This window comes from Dokdonia sinensis, from assembly GCF_003688895.1.
GTDB classification, from domain to species: Bacteria; Bacteroidota; Bacteroidia; order Flavobacteriales; family Flavobacteriaceae; genus Dokdonia; species Dokdonia sinensis.
The window spans coordinates 1-17,507 of record NZ_REFV01000016.1; the positions used below are offsets into that span (position 1 = coordinate 1).

Consider the following 17,507-nt stretch of genomic DNA (forward strand, 5'->3'; position numbering starts at 1 on the left):
AGCCCGCCAAGGACATCCATCTCACGGCTGGTAAGATCAAAAACCTCAAGACCATCCCCGTCAAAATCACAAAGAGCATAGTCGTCAGGAGTGTCATTGGGCATTGGGGTGTCTAGAACGATGAGCTGAAATTGCTCCGTACTAAAACAACCCGTTGCTGGGTCTTCAATTCTGGCAAAAAACAACTCTACATCTATTGTATTGTTTATATATCCGTCAAATCGCTCATTAGTATCTTGCTCTGCATCTATAAGGGTTGGATGGTAGGAAACGTTTAATAATGGATTGCCCCCTGTGATTGCAGTATTTTGATCTGTGAGAATGAAAGGTGCAAAGCCATCATTGTCCAGGTCACAAACTTCTAAATCAGGTGGTGTATTTGATAAAGGATTAGGTGTTACTGTGAGTGTAAATGATGCTACCGCAAAACATTGCATTGGGTTTGCACCATATCCAGCATTATCAACACGTGCCCAAATAGTTTCGCCACCCGCAGATGGATATGATGCAGGAGTCATAATTTCGGCAATGTCATTTTCTGCATCTCCCATTGAGGTATGATAACTCACTCGAAACTGCATTCCATTTTGACCATTAAGAATGAGATTAAAGTTATCATTGAGATTAAAATTTGCTATACCGTCATTCCATTGTGCTGGAGTATCTCCAATAGTGCGATCACATAACTCGAGGTCTATAGGCACACCTATGGACGGCGGATTGAAAAAGAGTATATCAATCTCGTCAGTTCCTGTCATCCCCATTGCATCTGTTACTATTACACGAACACGTTCAAGACCATCCATATCGTCAACGACTTGAATAGAAGACATATTTGTTCCAACATTGACGTACATCATACTGGAAAAATTAAACTGCTGCCATTGATACGTAAACGTGGGATCATTGGCAACATTTAGTATGACACGGTCGCCACATACTTGGTCTGAACCATCTGGTGTGGTTATAACGGGTACTGGTTGCGCATACGCTTTCGCGAAAGCGGAAAACAACAATAAAAATATGGATAAAAAGAGTAGGTTTCTTTTCATATCGCAGTAGGTAAATTTTTTAATGGGCGCGCAAATATATACAAATGCGCTTAAAATCAGCCATAAATCCAATGACTAACGCAGGGATAACGGCTTTTAGAAGTAAATATTGAATGGACCGCTGATTTTTTGAGTTTTAATTTTATGTCCTGGCGATTAGACTTAGTACCTTTGTGACAAAATTAAAATAAATGGCAACCTTTTCTATTACCGTAGAGAGCACTACAAATAGTGCGATCAAAAAGTTTCAAGCAAATGAATTCTTGGTTAATCACAACAGCTACGAATTTAAGAATATTGACGAGGCTGGTAATTCACCACTAGCACAACAGCTATTTTACTTACCTTTTGTAAAGACGGTCTATATCGCTCAAAACTTTGTAGCTATAGAAAAGTACAATATCGTGGAGTGGATTGATATTCAAGATGAAGTCGCAAATCAAATTGAAGATTTTCTTAATGACAATGGAGTGATCATCATTGAGGATATTGCCGCCAAGAAAATTCCTGTAACGGTTTATGCGGAAGCAACCCCAAATCCGTCAACACTTAAATTTGTGGCAAACAAGAAGCTTGTTACGGCTCCATTTGAGTTTAAAACTATAGACGACACAAAAGAAGCTCCTCTTGCAAAAGCATTGTTTAGTTTTCCTTTTGTTAAAGAAGTGTTTATGGACGAAAACTATGTTTCTGTCCAGAAGTATGAAATTGCAGATTGGGATGAGGTTGTTACCGAAACAAGAGAATTTATACGCAATTTTATACACGAAGGAAAAGAAATCGTGACAGCTGCACAACTACAAACTCCAAAGGAAGTAGAAGCAAAAGCAGAAATTGCTTTTGAAGGACTGGATGATATCTCAAAAGAAATTGTAAATATCATTGAGGAGTACGTGAAGCCTGCAGTCGCTAGTGATGGTGGGAATATTATGTTTAAAAGCTATGATAAGAAAACGCAAAATGTTGCTGTCGTACTGCAAGGTGCCTGTAGTGGCTGCCCCTCCTCTACATTTACCCTTAAAAACGGTATAGAAAACATGCTTAAACAAATGCTCCCTGGAAAAATTAATATGGTTGAGGCCATAAACGGTTAAGTTATTCATAACCTTTTTTATTACTCTCTGATTATTTGTAACTTACAGTCTAAATTTTTAACTAAAAACAAGATTATGGCAGTATTAAAAGTTATAGAAGTACTAGCAAGTTCTGAGAATAGCTGGGAAGAAGCAGCGGCAAATGCACTCGCACACGCAAGTAAAAGTGTTAAAAACATCAAATCTCTTTATGTAAATGAGCAAAATGCAGTTGTCTCTGATGGAAAAATCAAGGAGTACCGTATGAATTGCAAGATTACATTTGAGGTTAAATAAAAATCTCACAAAACTAAAAATCCAAAAGTCTCACGATATCGTGCGACTTTTTTTTGTTCGTATTTTTGACCTATGAAATTTTGCACCCACCTAATCGCGACCGTTACAGCCTTATTACTCTGGAGCTGTACCAATCAACCAAAAAATGAAGAAATGCACCCATATACTAATGCCTTAATAGATGAGACTAGTCCTTACCTCTTGCAGCACGCGCATAACCCAGTAAATTGGAAACCGTGGAATGAAGAAACGCTGGCAGAAGCTAAAAAGGAAAACAAACTATTACTTATCAGTATAGGCTATTCATCATGTCATTGGTGCCATGTTATGGAGCACGAGAGCTTTGAAGACACCCTAGTAGCAAAATTTATGAATGAAAATTTCATTAACATAAAAGTAGATAGAGAAGAACGTCCGGATGTGGATAACGTATATATGAATGCAGTACAACTCATTACAGGAAGAGGAGGCTGGCCACTTAATGCTATTGCTCTACCCGACGGAAGACCTGTATGGGGCGGAACGTACTTCCCAAAGGATGACTGGGTAAATGCTTTAAGTCAAGTCTCGACAATTTATAATGATGACCCAAACAAGTTAACCGAATACGCCGAGAAGCTCGCTTCTGGCCTAGAAACGCTAGATGTTGTAACTCCTAATCCCAATAAACCAAAGTTTGAACAAGAAACCCTAACGAAAGCGATCGAGAGCTGGGCAAGAACTTGGGATACTCGTCAAGGAGGGTTAAATCGTGCCCCTAAATTTATGATGCCCAGCAACTATCATTTTCTTTTACGTTATGCCCAGCAAACGCAGGACGAGGAGCTTATGGAATATGTGAATACGACACTCGAGCAAATTGCCTTTGGCGGTGTAAACGATCACATAGGAGGAGGCTTTGCTCGATATAGTACAGATATGAAATGGCACGTCCCTCACTTTGAAAAGATGTTATACGACAATGCGCAACTCGTAAGTCTTTATAGTGATGCGTATCTCGCAACAAAAAATGAGCTCTACAAAGAAACTGTATATGAAACGCTCGATTATGTTGCACGAGAAATGACCACAGAAGCAGGAAGTTTTTACAGCGCACTAGACGCAGATAGCCTCACCGAAGAAGGTGAGCTGGAAGAAGGAGCCTATTATGTTTGGACTAAACCCGAGTTACAGGAATTGCTGGGTGAGGATTTTCTCCTATTTTCTGAATATTATAATGTGAATGACTTTGGGAAGTGGGAGAATGAAAATTATGTCCTGATTCGGCAAGATAATGACATCTCATTTGTAGAGGAACACAACATTTCGCTTCAGGAGTTTAAGGAGAAGAAAAAACAATGGCGTGGGGAATTATTGCGCTTTCGCGAAAGCAAAAAAAGCAAACCTCGCCTCGATAATAAAGTTTTGACTGGCTGGAATGGATTGATGATAAAAGGTTATGCAGATGCCTACCGAGTATTCCAAGAGCCGAAATTCTTAAAAGCCGCGCTAAAAAATGCTGATTTTATAAAAAACAATATGTTGCGCAGTGATGGTGGCCTTAACCGAACCTTTGCAGCCGAAAAATCAAAGACTAATGCCTACCTTGAAGATTATGCTGCTGTAATAGATGCATTTATAACCCTATTTGAAATAACTGCTGACACTCAATGGCTTGAAACCGCAAAAAGGCTAACAGACTATACCTTTGAGCACTTTCATAATCCAGAAAATAACATGTTCTATTTTACCTCTAATGAGGATACTGGACTCGTCTCGAGAAATACAGAGTACTATGACAATGTAATTCCGGCTTCAAACTCAATGATGGCAAAAAACATATTTACTTTATCGCACTATTATCTCAATCGTAATTATACAAATACCGCAGCGGCGATGCTCAATAACATCCAATCGGATATTGAGCGTAGTCCAACTAGTTTTAGCAATTGGATGGATCTGATGCTCAACTACACAAATCCTTACTATGAACTTGTGGTTGTTGGTCCTGATGCTATTAAGATTCTAAATGAGCTTAATAAAAACTACCTTCCCAACAAGCTCATCGCAGCAAGCACAAGTGCTAGTAAGCAAGAGATCTTTGAAGGTCGATTTTTAGAAGGAGAAACATTAATATATGTGTGTGTGAACAATGCCTGTAAGCTCCCTGTAAGAACTGTAGGTGAAGCGCTCGCGCTTATTGAGAATTAACAGAATTTTAGCTTTGAAAATTGTGGATTGTCTGTCTATCACGAGAATTTTGCAAAAAATAAAAAATGAAAGAATTGAATAACTATCAAGAACATATAGACAATGCAATTAAGTGGATCTGGGATTTTATTCCCGGATTTATAAGTGCCGTGCTCCTACTTTTTATAGGTTTGTGGATTATTAGAGTTATTAAACGTTTAGTCAATAAATTTTTTACAAAAAAGGACTATGAACCGACTTTAGAGAAGTTTATCGCAGATCTAGTAAACTGGACTCTTAAAATTATACTATTCGTTTTAGTCATTACTCAAGTAGGGGTGCAAACGACCTCCCTAGTTGCTATAATTGGAGCTGCAGGACTTGCTATAGGACTTGCATTACAAGGTTCTCTCGCAAACTTTGCTGGTGGTGTTTTGATTTTGCTTTTAAAACCCTTTAAAGTGGGTGATTTTATAAAAGCCCAAGGCCAGGAAGGGACCGTAAAAGAAATTTCAATATTTCAAACTAAGCTCAATACCTTTGGCAATCAACTTGCCGTGATTCCTAACGGAAAATTATCTAATGAGACTATTGTAAACTTTACTTCTGAAGGTATTCGTAAAGAAGCGCTTACTTGGGGCATTTCGTATGACAGTAATATCAAAGAAGCAAAAGATATCCTTCTTGCCCTTACAAATGAGCAAGAGACGGTCATACAAGAAGAAGGCAAGTTCCCTATGATCGTAGTAACGGAGCTTGCAGATAGCAGTGTAAATCTCTCGTTGCGCTACTGGGCAAAAAATGAAGATTTCTGGAATTTAAGGTGGCTTATACTTGAAGAAGGTAAGAAGAGAATAGAAGCTGCAGGAATCGTGATTCCTTTCCCTCAGCGAGACGTACATATGTATACCGAAAACGTATCCTAATCAGAAACTTAATTAATAAAAAAATCCCGCTCCTCGCGGGATTTTTTGTTTGTGGTAATCTGAAATCTCTGTATCTTTTTGGCTTTAATAGCAATACAACCTCATCAGATGGAAAAATATCAAAAATACCTAGAGAACATTTCAGAGTACGTAACACTATATGGAATGCGTATCGTAGGAGCTATTCTTACTTGGATTATAGGCTCTTGGATCATTAAAAAGGTCTCTAAGTTTATGCGCGCAAAAATGATTGCAAATAAACGTATAGATGATACGATGACTGGGTTTCTTGTGAGCCTCATCACATCTGCTCTTAAGATAATGCTCATCATCGCTATATTAGGTAACCTTGGACTAGACACAACACAGTTTGCAGCTATCCTAGCAGCCGCTGGTCTTGCGATTGGACTTGCCTTACAAGGATCCTTGAGTAACTTTGCAGGAGGAGTTCTTATCCTCTTTTTTAAACCGTTTAAAGTAGGAGATCTAATTGAAGCGCAAGGAGAGATAGGAACCGTAACAAATATTCAAATCTTTAAAACACGTATTACAACTCCGGACAATAAGGAAATCATAATACCCAACGGATCACTATCTAATGGAAACATTGCAAATTATACGCAATTGGGAAGACTACGAGTAGACCTTACCATAGGTGTATCTTATGATGCAGATATCAAACAAACAAAAGAGGTTCTGCTAGGAGCTATGACTTCCCAAGAGAAGGTACTCTCAGATCCTGCGCCCTTTGTCGGAGTGGGCGAGCTTGCAGATAGTTCTGTAAATTTTGAGGTGCGGCCTTGGGCTAAGCCAGAGGATTATTGGGATGTATATTTCCAAACGATTGAGAACTGTAAACTAGCACTAGATGCTGCTGGGATTGAGATTCCTTATCCACATAGTGTTGAGATACACAAAGAAGGGTAAAATCCTAACCTAAGATTTCATTTCTTACTAATGCGGTAGAAGCTTGATTTTTTTGCTTTCGCGAAAGCAAAAGAAAACTATTTCTTCTTTGGTTTACCAGCGATAAAGTCTTTGAGATAGTAAGGCTCAAAATATGCGACGTCTTCAAAGTTTTGATTTTCAAACTTCGCCCAAGCAATGTCACAAAGCTCCTTTGCAGAAGGAAGTTTGCCTGAAATAAATCGAGCATTAGCGTGCTTACAAACGGCAGCAAACTTTTCTACGCCATTACCTATAAAATGAACTACCCCATCATTTAAAAAGCTTGTAAAGCTTTCTTCCGTTAGGACTTGGGCTTGTGTCTTTCTTATTTGCTTGAATGAAGTATCATATACTGCGCTGTATACTTCCATCCTACGTGCGTCTAGCATTGGGATAATAAGATCACCCTTAGATGGAGTTGCTTGCAAGGCGAGCGCATCAAGTGTCGGTATAGAAATTAGAGGAATATCTAAGGCAAAGCACAATCCTTTTGCCGCAGAAACGCCTATACGTAATCCTGTATAGCTCCCAGGACCTTTGCTTATGGCAATGGCGCTCAGGTCATTTTTGGAAATTTTAGCGAAAGCGAGCACCTCTTCGATATAAATATGCAAGCGTTCTGCGTGAGAGTATTTTACGTCATAATCCTCTTTGATGGCGACTTGTTTACCCCCAAAAGACAAAGCCACCGAACAATTTGTGGTGGCTGTCTCTAAACAAAGTATGTACTTCTTATTGTTACTCATCTTCACTATCTCCAGCATCTCCTGGAGCCGATTCTTCTTTTATTTTATCACCGGTTTTAAGTGTTTTGGTAACCAACTTGTATGGTCCTGTAATGATTTCCTCCCCTTCTTCTAAACCAGATAAAATTTCAATATTTTCATCATTTTGTATACCTGTTTTTACAACACGGAGCTTTGCCTCATCTCCATTACGCACAAAAACACATTCAAACTTTTCTTTATCTCCACCAATAGACTCGTTAGATTTTGACCCTCGTGTGCTACTCGTATCTGTTTTTATAGTAATAGCACTTATAGGCGCAGCAATTACATTTTCTTTTCTCGTAGTCACTATATCTACAGTAGCAGTCATACCCGGTCGGAATGGAGAATAAGTTGCCTTCTTCCCCTCTAGAAGATCCTTATATGACTCCTCAAGAATACGAATTTTTACTTTAAAATTTGTTACTTGATCTGCCGTAAGAGTTGCCTCGGCAGAGTTTGCAATCTCGGTAACCTCTCCTTTAAACTGCTTTTTTAAATAAGCATCTACCTCTACAATGGCTTCATCTCCAACTGATATTTTTACAATATCATTTTCGTTTACGTCTACCTCAACCTCCATATTATTTAAGTTTGCAACACGTACAATCTCTGTACCTGCCATTTGTGCTGTTCCCACCACACGCTCCCCTAGCTCCACATTAAGCATTGAGATTGTCCCATCACGTGGGGCAAAAATAGAAGTACGACCTAGATTATCTCTAGCTTGTTTTACCTGAGCTGCTACGCTTTGTACGTTAAAATATGCACTCTCACGATTTGCCTTAGCAATATCATATTCTGCTTGCGCACGCTCAAAATCTGCTTTTGAGATTACTCCTTTTTCGAACAAAGGTTTGTTACGTTCAAAGGTAAGTTTAGACTGATTTAAACTTGCCTCAGCCTGTGCAAGACCCGCTCGACTGTTTTGTAGCGCTGCTTGAGTCTGGCTTACAGCCGCTTGAACTAAATCAGGATTAATTCTTACTAGAAGGTCGCCTTTCTTTACATCCTGTCCTTCGACTATTGGGAGGTCTATAATTTCTCCAGAGACCTCTGAAGAGAGCTTCACCTCAACCTCTGGTTGTATTTTTCCAGTTGCCGCCACCGTTTCTGTAATAGTAGTGCGCTGTACTTTTTCTAATGAAACCTCCTTAGAGTTATCATTTTCTCCTAACAAGCCAGTAAACTTTGCCCCCAAGAGACCTAGAATTAATAGTACTGCGACAATCAGAATTATTTTTAGAGTTTTATTCATTTTGGTTAGAATTTAAGCTCCGTAGCAGGTACACCGTAAAACAACTCGAGTACCTTAATACGGAAAATGTAATCATATTTAGAACGCGCCAGTTCGATCTGAGCGTTATCATATCTTAATTTACTCTGACTAAAGTCAAAGGCATTTGTAAGTCCCACATCGTAACGATCTGTTGCATACTGATAGGCAAGCTCTTGGGACTCTACCGCAATCCTTGCAGCCTCGTAACTCTCTTTTGCAGCCTTAACAGCTGTGTAAGCTTGATACACATTAGCCTCTAGGTCTAATCTGGCCTGTTGTACTGCAACCTCATTGCTTTGTACATTAATCTTGTTACGACGTATCCCGTTACGTACAGAAAAACCGTTTAAAATAGGTATGTTCAGACTGAGTCCATAGTTTATACCATCATTATTATAAATCTGGGTTTCAAATGGTATATCTATAAAATCATTAGTAGTAAATCGCGTATCATATCCAAAAAATGCTGAAAGCGTAGGATACCTAGCCCCTTTACTTATCTGTAAATCTTTCTTGGCTAATTCTAAATTTTGCTCTGCAATTTTTACTTCAAAACGATTTGTTCTTGCACTATCTATGATCGTACCTACTGGCAAGTCCAAAATCTCATCGCCGAACACATCATACACCCCATCTACAACATCAAACGCCTGATAATTATCTACAGCAAGTAATTGCGCGAGACTTATTCTCGATAATTCTACCGCATTTTCTGCTGCCACTATACGTTGTCTCTCTGTTGCAGCAGTAGCTCTAATTTCTAGCAAATCGCCTTTAGGCAATACTCCTCCATCTACCAATTGCTGGGTGCGTTCAATTTGCTCGAGCGTTATTTCATTTTGCGCCTTAATAGTCTTTAAATTTTCCTTGTTTAGGATAATGTCTAAAAATGCGTTAGAAACGAGTAAGGCAATATCATCCTTTGCTCTTGCCAAGTTAAATTCTGAAGCTACCCTGTTAAGATCTGCTCGTTGCAATTGTCGTAAATTCCTTAGACCATCAAAGAGAGTATACCCTAGATTAATTCCGCCAGTAGCATTAAGAGTGGTAACCGTTTGTGGCTGGTTTGTTACTGGGTTAAAACTCAGACCTGTGTTTTCTGATACATTTGCTCTTGCATTTACATTAGGAACAAAATTTCCGATAGCATCAGACTTGTCTATTGTTGCATTTAAAAGCGCAAGTTCAGATTGTTGTATAGTAATATTATTATCTAATGCATATTGTACACATTCCTGAAGTGTCCATTTTTTATCCTGCCCAAAAGTTACTGTGGCAAGCATTGCTGTGATACAAAATAATAGTGCTTTTTTCATAATCCTGATTGATGTCCAATATGACTATTGAATCTGTTTTATGTTACAATAAATGTTAATTATTTTTTTGAGTCCGCTTTCGCGAAAGCGTAAAACCAAAGAAAAACGCCTCCTAAGAAGCGTTTATATTTCCCTTAGCCTCTACCGCCGAAGCCTGTAGGAGCCTTAATTTGATTCCAGACCTTGATCTTATCATCTTTAGTAATACCACTTTTTACCTCGACAAAAATACCGTTACTCACGCCCATCTCAATATCACGACGTTCAAATTGCTGGTCACCTATCTCCACCTCTACAAAAGGTTTTTTGGTTTTTGGGTCATACTGTACTACCGCTTCCTTAACGGCCAGAACATCTTCTGCCTTTTGAAGAATGATACTCGCATTTGCACTTAGTCCTGCACGTATGAATGTGGTAGAATCTGTCTTTTTAAGCGTCCCTTTAATTTCAAACTGGATGGCACCATTTTCGGCAACGCCTTTTGGAGCGATGTAATCTAGTGTTGCGTCAAAGGTTTTATTCTCTATTGCACCCACCGTAATTTCTAGTGGGAGATCCTCTTTAATCTTTCCTACCTCACTCTCATCTACTTTACCTTCAAAAATCATCTTATCTACATCAGCAAGCGTGGCGACGGTCGTACCATCATTAAAGTTATTTGCCTCAATCACTTGATTCCCTGCTTTAACGGGTACGTCCAGAATCATCCCAGTAATGGTAGAACGTATCTGTGTGGTTGCAGCATTTCCTAAACCGCTTGTAGTTCCTGTCTTTATGATATCATAGTTCTGCGCAGCACTAGTATAATTTACCTGTTCTTGCTTCACACGTTGCTCTGCTTGATTGTAAGAATTCTGAATACCATCAAAATCATTTGCCGATATAACTCCTTTTTCAAAAAGGGCTTTCTGGCGATCATAAATACTCTTCTGATTTTCAAAAGCTAACTTTGCGGTTTCAACGGCCGTTCTTGCAGCTGCAATATTATTTTTTGCATTTGTAAGAGAAGATACATTAGGCACTACTTCTATTTGGGCAATGAGGTCACCTGATTTAATATTATCGCCAGCCTCTACATAAATTTCTTTGATGATTCCTGAGATATTTGGCTTGATTAGGACCTCTTCTTTAGGGACTATGCTTCCCGTTGCCACAGTTTTTCTAACAATGGTTTGAATACTCGCTTGCTCCGTATCATAAACTACGGGATCTTGTTTATCCTTGAGCCATAAATATCGTATCCCAAAAAGGAAGGCTACGACTATAAATAATAAGAAAATGATGGTTCCGGTTCTTTTCATTGTATTCTATTTTCTATTGATTGATTTTTCTACTTTATTCTATGCGCAAAGCGTCTATAGGTTTTATTTGTGTGGCCTTTACAGCAGGTATTAATCCAGCAAGTAATCCAGCAACTATAAGTATTCCGAGCGCAACTAGTGCTACGGTAACGTTTACTGAGGGATTTGCAAAGTTCTCCACTGCTCCCGATGGTCCCAGCGCATAGTTCATCACCCAGATCACTCCAGAGGCCACTGCAATACCAAACATACCAGAGATTAATGTGAGTACCATTGATTCTTGTAAAATTTGTGAACGCACGTTCCAAGGACTCGCGCCTAGAGCGCGGCGCACCCCTATTTCTTTAGTTCGCTCCTTTACCACTATGAGCATTATATTAATAATCCCGATAACTCCAGAGAGCAGGATAAGACCTCCTACTATATATCCTACTAGCGTCAGGATATCAAAAAGCCCTGTGATACGCCCAAATGCTTCTGCTCTATCAAAATTACCTACTGCTCGTTCGTCATCTGGGTGGATCGTGCGTTGGGTTTTTAATATTTCAATAATACGCGGTTTGAGCTCTGTAATACTCGTTTCATCAAAAGCTGTCAGCGCAAAAAACCCAACATTATCACCGCGATTGAAAGCTTGTGAAAATGTGGTAAACGGAATAAATATCGTATTTGCCTCTTCTTCCTCATTCCCGTTGCTATTGGCCGCTTGAAAAACACCCACCACCATAAAATTCACTCCATTAATCTCGATATATTCTCCCACGGGCTCCTCTCCGTAATCAAATAAACCTTTTACTACATCCTTCCCAATCACTGCAATCTTACGTTTCTCCTCTATATCAGAATAGCTTAGAAAACGTCCTGCGGTAATATCCATAGGTTCTTGTTCTATAAACTCTGGATAATCTCCAGACACACTAAAAGCACCGGTCTTTTCTTTGCGCGTCACATTATTTGCTCCTTGGTACCCACCTAGCTGATTGCGTGGTGATATGATTTTAAGCTCTGGCACTTGTTCTCTTAACGCGGCCGCGTCGTCTATTTTTAACTGGACTCGTCGTCCTTTAGGCAAACCTTTATACGGCTTAGAGGTACTTTGCCCCCAGATAAACATCGAGTTAGACGCAAAGTTTCCAAAGTCGGCAGAGACTCCTTTTCTTAAACCATTAGTCAGTGCCAGTAGCAATACTAATATCAGAATCCCCCAAAAGACACCAAAAGCCGTCAATAGCGTTCGGAACCTATTAGCATTCAATGCTTCTAATATTTCTGACCAGCGTTCTTTGTTAAACATTCACTTATGTATTAATCAATCTTTGTTGTATTCTCTTTTTTACGCTTTCGCGAAAGCGTACCCACCACTATTCATCCCTTAAAGCCTCAATAGGTCTAATATTTGCCGCGCGCCGTGCTGGAAAATATCCTGCTAGCGCACCTGCGATAACAATAATCATTACAATAGTTATTGATGTTGCAAAATTTACTCGTGGGAATTTTATAAAATCACTATCAATAAGCGGACTTGCAATATTGAGCGCTATGACGCCAAGAAAGAGTCCTGAAAATCCAGCAATGGCAGTTATAAAAATAGCCTCTTGTAAGATCATCCCAATGATAGAACTAGGTAATGCTCCTAATGCTTTACGTATTCCTATCTCTTTAGTCCGTTCTTTTACCACAATGAGCATGATATTACCTACACCCACCACTCCTGCGATAATGGTTCCAATCCCGATAAACCAAAACACAGCTGCAATGGTATCAATAAGGCTATAAATTTTACGGGCCTCCTCTAAAGTGTTGTTTACCCGTACGGCACTCCTATCATCTGGAGCGATACTATATTTTGTTTTTATATCGTCTTCAAAACTTTTTGCGAGCGCCATAGACATTCCCACGGCTTCGTCAAAGTTATCTGACATTTTGATTGTATATGCCATTGACCGTATGCGATCACTACCATTAAATACTTGCTGTGCCGTAGGCAACGGAATAAAAACACGGGTCTCCTCTCGTTCCCCTCCAGGATCAGAATATACACCGACCACCTTAAAGTTTATGCCGAAGACCTGAATCATCTCTCCTACAGCATCTTCATTTTTAAATAAGTCTTGCTTGATTTGGTTCCCTATAATGGCAATCTTACGGGATTCGGCTACGTCGTCCTCATTAATAAAACGCCCAGCAACCATTGAAGCATTTTCAATAAATTGTTGTTCGGGATGCGCGCCTTCTATACGGTAATTCCCGTTTTCTCTTTTGTATGTCACTTGACCACCCCAGATGTTATAAATACCTGTTTTGTATTCTATTTGGTCTTCATACTTCGTATTGATTCCCTCAAAGTCTGAATTATGCATTTGGATGTAGCGGCCTGAGTTCAGTCCTTTATATTCCTTTGTAGTTACACCTGTACGTATAAAAATTCTATTCGTAGCATCTTGCTCAAACTGGCTTTTTACACCATTCTGTATACCATTACTGAAACCAATAAGAATGATAAGAATAAGTACTCCAGAGAATACGGAGACCATTGTTAAGAATGTCTGTAGCTTATTCTTTCCAAGTGTCTCAAATATTTCTTGCCAGCGTTCGATATCAAACATGAGTACTGGCTTTTACTTGATTTACAAGAGTATCATCTATTATGCGCCCGTCCTTGAGATTTACGATACGCTTTGTCATTTCGGCGATGTCCGGTTCGTGGGTTACGACCAGTATTGTTTTTCCCTCGTCGTTTATACCTTGTATCAGCTCCATTACTTCGTAGGAAGTTTTAGTATCTAGTGCTCCTGTAGGCTCATCTGCCAGGAGGACTTTTGGGTCGCTGGCAAGTGCTCTTGCAATGGCAACACGTTGTTTCTGACCACCAGATAGTTCGCTAGGTAAGTGATGTGCCCATTGTGCTAAACCCACTTTCTCAAGATAGTGCATTGCTTTATCCGTGCGTTCTGAGCGTTTTACGCCTTGATAATACAAGGGCATCGAGACATTATCCAGCGCGTTTTTATAATTGATAAGGTTAAAGGATTGGAAAATAAAGCCCAAGAATTTATTTCTGTATTGTGCGGCAATTTTCTCATTCAGATTTTTAATGAGGACCCCATCTAAGTCATATGAACCTTCGTCTGCCTCATCCAGCATCCCGAGGATATTAAGTAACGTCGATTTTCCCGATCCCGAAGAGCCCATTATAGACACAAGTTCACCTTCCTTCACAGAAAAGTCAATTCCCTTAAGTACGTGCAGAGAATTACTCCCCATCTGGTACGATTTATGCAAATTTTGTATCTCAATCATAAACAGCGCTTTATCCAGACAATATTAGTTATGAATAACTCAAATTGTGTGAAATCCTTGTTAAGACTATGTGGAGGGACTTTTGGTTAGCTTTCGGTATAGTCACTATTATAGACTACTTTAGGAATATTCTGTTACAGGCTGAGGTGTTAGGATTTTGTTAAAATAAGGTGGGTGGTGTTTTTTACGCAACTTCGACTCCGCTCAGCACAAGTTTTGTGAAAGCAAATTCATACAACTTTCACAAAGTATTCTTAAATGAAAACCGAGGCTCTTCTTAATACGTAATTCTTGTATTAACGAAGTAAAAGAACCTGAAGCCACTAAATTTCATATCAACAATAACCCGCATTCTTGCCCTAGGAATTGCTGTAATCTATCTATTATCGCCAGTAAAAGAACATATTGTTTCTTTAGCTCACGAGATATCTCACGAACTCTCAGATGGAGCCCTGAGTCATCACCATCATGACAGTGGTTCTAATCACCATCATATTGACAATCAACATACAGGCATCATACAGCACGAGCACCATTTCTTAAAACTGATTGAGGACATTACGCAAGGAATTAAAACTTCAGAACACAATGCCATTGCAAAAAACCAAATTATAATAGACAAGCATATTCCATCTCGGGATGATGCGATATACTTTACCACCTACATTACAGTTCGAAAAGGACAACACTGGAATTATCAAATGATTCCATACACCGCCATTACTGCCGTTCCCACTGCACCTCCACAAGTCTAGAGATTCTTACAAAAATCACCTTATCCATTTTTAAAAAATCGGATACATCTTGTGATGCTCATTTACTATATCTAAAACCTAAATCATTATGAAAATCATACTTGGAGTACTTCTTGTGCTCCTTTTAAGTCCGCTTTATGGACAAAACTTAAGCGGAAATGTGGAAAATCCCAAAGGGCTACCCATAGAAAACGCAAACATTTTTAATAAAACTTCTGGACAGCACAATCATACAAATGCCACAGGTTACTTTAAGCTGGCGAATACAAAAGCTGGGGACTCCATTTATTTTTCTAGCCTGGGATATGAAACACTTCTGTTTCAACCTACGACAGAGGAGATAAATGGATCAGTAACAATTATACTTGTCCCTCAATCTTTGTCCTTAGATCAAGTTGTCCTTGTTTCTGAAATCAATCAATTGAGCAGGATTGTAGATATAGACACTAAGGTCAACCCTGTAAAGTCATCACAAGAAATCCTGCGCAAAGTCCCTGGACTCATCATAGGTCAACACGCTGGTGGCGGGAAGGCCGAGCAAATTTTCCTGCGTGGTTTTGACATAGACCACGGTACAGATCTCTCTCTAAATGTGGACGGAATGCCTGTAAATATGGTGTCGCACGCCCACGGGCAGGGGTACTCAGACCTGCACTTTATAATTCCAGAAACGATTGAGAATATCGAATTTGGCAAAGGTCCTTTTTATGCAGATTACGGAAACTTTGACACTGCCGGGTTTATAAACTTGCAACTGCGCGACGCAGTAGATGATAATTACATAGCACTGGAAGCAGGGCAGTTTGATACCCAGCGACTGGTGGGAATGTTTCCTGTACTTAAAAAGGAATACAGCTCGGCTTATCTGGCATCAGAAATTTATTTTACAGACGGTCCTGTGGAGTCCCCTCAAAACTTCAACAGGATAAATATTTTAGGGAAATATCTATACAACAAACCTGGTGAAGAAAAACTGGATATTACCGCCTCTCACTTTCAGAGTAAGTGGGACGCCTCTGGACAGATACCTCAACGCGCAGTGGATGCGGGGTTGATAACACGTTTTGGAGCGATAGACGATACTGAAGGTGGAGAGACCAGCCGTACCAACCTGACATTAGATTACGATAAAAATTTAGGGGGAAACGATTCCTCTAAAACCAATGCTTTTGTCTCTCATTATGATTTTGAGCTGTACTCTAACTTTACTTTTTTTCTGGAAGACCCCGTAAATGGCGACCAGATTAGACAGAAGGAAGATCGCTACATCATCGGGGCTAGCACGGCTTTTGAGCGTAAGAATATAGACTTGGGAACTTTTGATGTAGAATTTGAAACCGGGGTAGGCTTTAGATATGACGATGTAAATGATGTAGAGCTATCCCGTACCAAAAACAGAAGAGAGACGCTGGAGAATCTTTCCTTTGGCGATGTGGATGAGCTTAACGGTTACGGTTACTTTAATGCCGAGTTTGAAACAGGAGATTGGAAATTTAATCCCGCCTTACGATTGGATTATTTTAAGTTTGACTATGTAAATGATTTGAGCGAGACGTACGACAATCGTAGTGAGGACAAGGTGGCTTTCAGTCCTAAGTTTAATATTCTCTATACCCCTTCTCCTAAAACTCAATTTTTCTTAAAATCTGGAATAGGCTTTCACTCAAATGACACCCGTGTAGTAGTGGCAAACGAAGGTGAGGATATCTTACCAGCCGCTTATGGACTTGATTTAGGAACTATCATTAAACCTGTTGACAGGCTTGTCCTCAATGCTGCCGTATGGAGTTTGTTTTTAGAGCAAGAGTTTGTTTACGTAGGAGATGCTGGAATCGTGGAGCCTAGCGGAAAATCTAGAAGATTGGGTGCAGAGGTAGGCGCGAGATACCAGCTCAACGACTGGCTTTATGCGTACAGTGACGTAAATTACACGTATGCTCGTAGTACTGAAGAACCCGAAGGAGCAGATTTTATCCCGCTCGCGCCAGACCTAACTGCTTCTGGAGGCCTCATTGTAGATGACCTAGGCCCTTTTTCTGGCTCGATGGTGTATCGTTACGTAGATGACCGTCCAGCAAATGAGGACGACTCTATAAATGCTGAAGGTTATTTTATCACAGACCTCAACCTAAACTATACGAGAGGAAGCTGGACGTATGGTATCATAATAGAAAATCTTTTTGATACCGAATGGAACGAAACCCAGTTTGCCACAGAAAGTAGACTCTTCAACGAGCCAGAACCTGTTGAGGAAATCCACTTTACGCCAGGAACACCTTTTTTCATTCGTGGGAAGGTTTCGGTGCGGTTTTAACAACTGTTTA

General features: G+C 39.7%; 13 protein-coding genes and 1 pseudogene. 6 read left to right on the plus strand and 8 right to left on the minus strand.

Annotated elements, in window-relative coordinates:
• Window positions 1–1,052, minus strand: a pseudogene (locus EAX61_RS13805) (hypothetical protein); the annotation flags it as partial.
• A 191-nt stretch (window positions 1,053–1,243) separates the two neighbouring features.
• Between EAX61_RS13805 and EAX61_RS13810 the strand changes: the two are divergent.
• The 5 genes from EAX61_RS13810 to EAX61_RS13830 all read left to right on the plus strand — a co-directional run bounded on the left by EAX61_RS13810 (window position 1,244) and on the right by EAX61_RS13830 (window position 6,444).
• Complete coding sequence (locus tag EAX61_RS13810; RefSeq protein WP_121918298.1) at window positions 1,244–2,146, plus strand: NifU family protein; 903 nt, start codon at window positions 1,244–1,246, stop codon at window positions 2,144–2,146.
• A 75-nt stretch (window positions 2,147–2,221) separates the two neighbouring features.
• Window positions 2,222–2,422: a dodecin family protein gene (locus EAX61_RS13815; protein ID WP_121918299.1), complete on the plus strand. Its 201-nt coding sequence runs from the start codon at window positions 2,222–2,224 to the stop codon at window positions 2,420–2,422.
• Between the two features lie 153 nt (window positions 2,423–2,575).
• Window positions 2,576–4,612 (plus strand): thioredoxin domain-containing protein, encoded by a 2,037-nt coding sequence (locus EAX61_RS13820; RefSeq protein WP_236642052.1) that lies wholly within the window; start codon window positions 2,576–2,578, stop codon window positions 4,610–4,612.
• 65 nt (window positions 4,613–4,677) lie between these two features.
• Window positions 4,678–5,517, plus strand: coding sequence for a mechanosensitive ion channel family protein (locus EAX61_RS13825; protein WP_121918301.1), 840 nt, complete (start codon window positions 4,678–4,680; stop codon window positions 5,515–5,517).
• A 108-nt stretch (window positions 5,518–5,625) separates the two neighbouring features.
• Window positions 5,626–6,444 (plus strand): mechanosensitive ion channel family protein, encoded by an 819-nt coding sequence (locus EAX61_RS13830; protein ID WP_121918302.1) that lies wholly within the window; start codon window positions 5,626–5,628, stop codon window positions 6,442–6,444.
• Window positions 6,445–6,521: 77 nt separating this feature from the next.
• Here the strand turns inward: EAX61_RS13830 and tsaB are convergent, their stop codons facing one another.
• From tsaB to EAX61_RS13865, 7 genes are all read right to left on the minus strand, one after another.
• The gene (gene tsaB / locus EAX61_RS13835) at window positions 6,522–7,211 is read right to left on the minus strand and encodes a tRNA (adenosine(37)-N6)-threonylcarbamoyltransferase complex dimerization subunit type 1 TsaB (RefSeq protein ID WP_121918374.1); all 690 of its coding nucleotides are present in this window, start codon (window positions 7,209–7,211) and stop codon (window positions 6,522–6,524) included.
• Window positions 7,204–8,490, minus strand: coding sequence for an efflux RND transporter periplasmic adaptor subunit (locus tag EAX61_RS13840; RefSeq protein WP_121918303.1), 1,287 nt, complete (start codon window positions 8,488–8,490; stop codon window positions 7,204–7,206). Before EAX61_RS13840 ends, tsaB begins: the two co-directional genes overlap by 8 nt.
• Window positions 8,491–8,495: 5 nt before the next feature.
• Window positions 8,496–9,827, minus strand: a complete 1,332-nt coding sequence (locus EAX61_RS13845; RefSeq protein WP_121918304.1) for a TolC family protein — start codon at window positions 9,825–9,827, stop codon at window positions 8,496–8,498.
• A 134-nt stretch (window positions 9,828–9,961) separates the two neighbouring features.
• The gene (locus tag EAX61_RS13850) at window positions 9,962–11,128 is read right to left on the minus strand and encodes an efflux RND transporter periplasmic adaptor subunit (RefSeq protein WP_121918305.1); all 1,167 of its coding nucleotides are present in this window, start codon (window positions 11,126–11,128) and stop codon (window positions 9,962–9,964) included.
• 34 nt (window positions 11,129–11,162) lie between these two features.
• The gene (locus EAX61_RS13855; RefSeq protein WP_121918306.1) at window positions 11,163–12,422 is read right to left on the minus strand and encodes an ABC transporter permease; all 1,260 of its coding nucleotides are present in this window, start codon (window positions 12,420–12,422) and stop codon (window positions 11,163–11,165) included.
• A gap of 67 nt (window positions 12,423–12,489) precedes the next feature.
• Complete coding sequence (locus EAX61_RS13860) at window positions 12,490–13,734, minus strand: ABC transporter permease (RefSeq protein WP_121918307.1); 1,245 nt, start codon at window positions 13,732–13,734, stop codon at window positions 12,490–12,492.
• On the minus strand, window positions 13,727–14,428 hold the full coding sequence (locus tag EAX61_RS13865; RefSeq protein WP_121918308.1) for an ABC transporter ATP-binding protein: 702 nt from the start codon (window positions 14,426–14,428) through the stop codon (window positions 13,727–13,729). Before EAX61_RS13865 ends, EAX61_RS13860 begins: the two co-directional genes overlap by 8 nt.
• Window positions 14,429–15,271: 843 nt before the next feature.
• Between EAX61_RS13865 and EAX61_RS13870 the strand changes: the two genes are divergently transcribed.
• Complete coding sequence (locus EAX61_RS13870; RefSeq protein WP_121918309.1) at window positions 15,272–17,497, plus strand: TonB-dependent receptor; 2,226 nt, start codon at window positions 15,272–15,274, stop codon at window positions 17,495–17,497.
• Window positions 17,498–17,507: the final 10 nt, after the last annotated feature.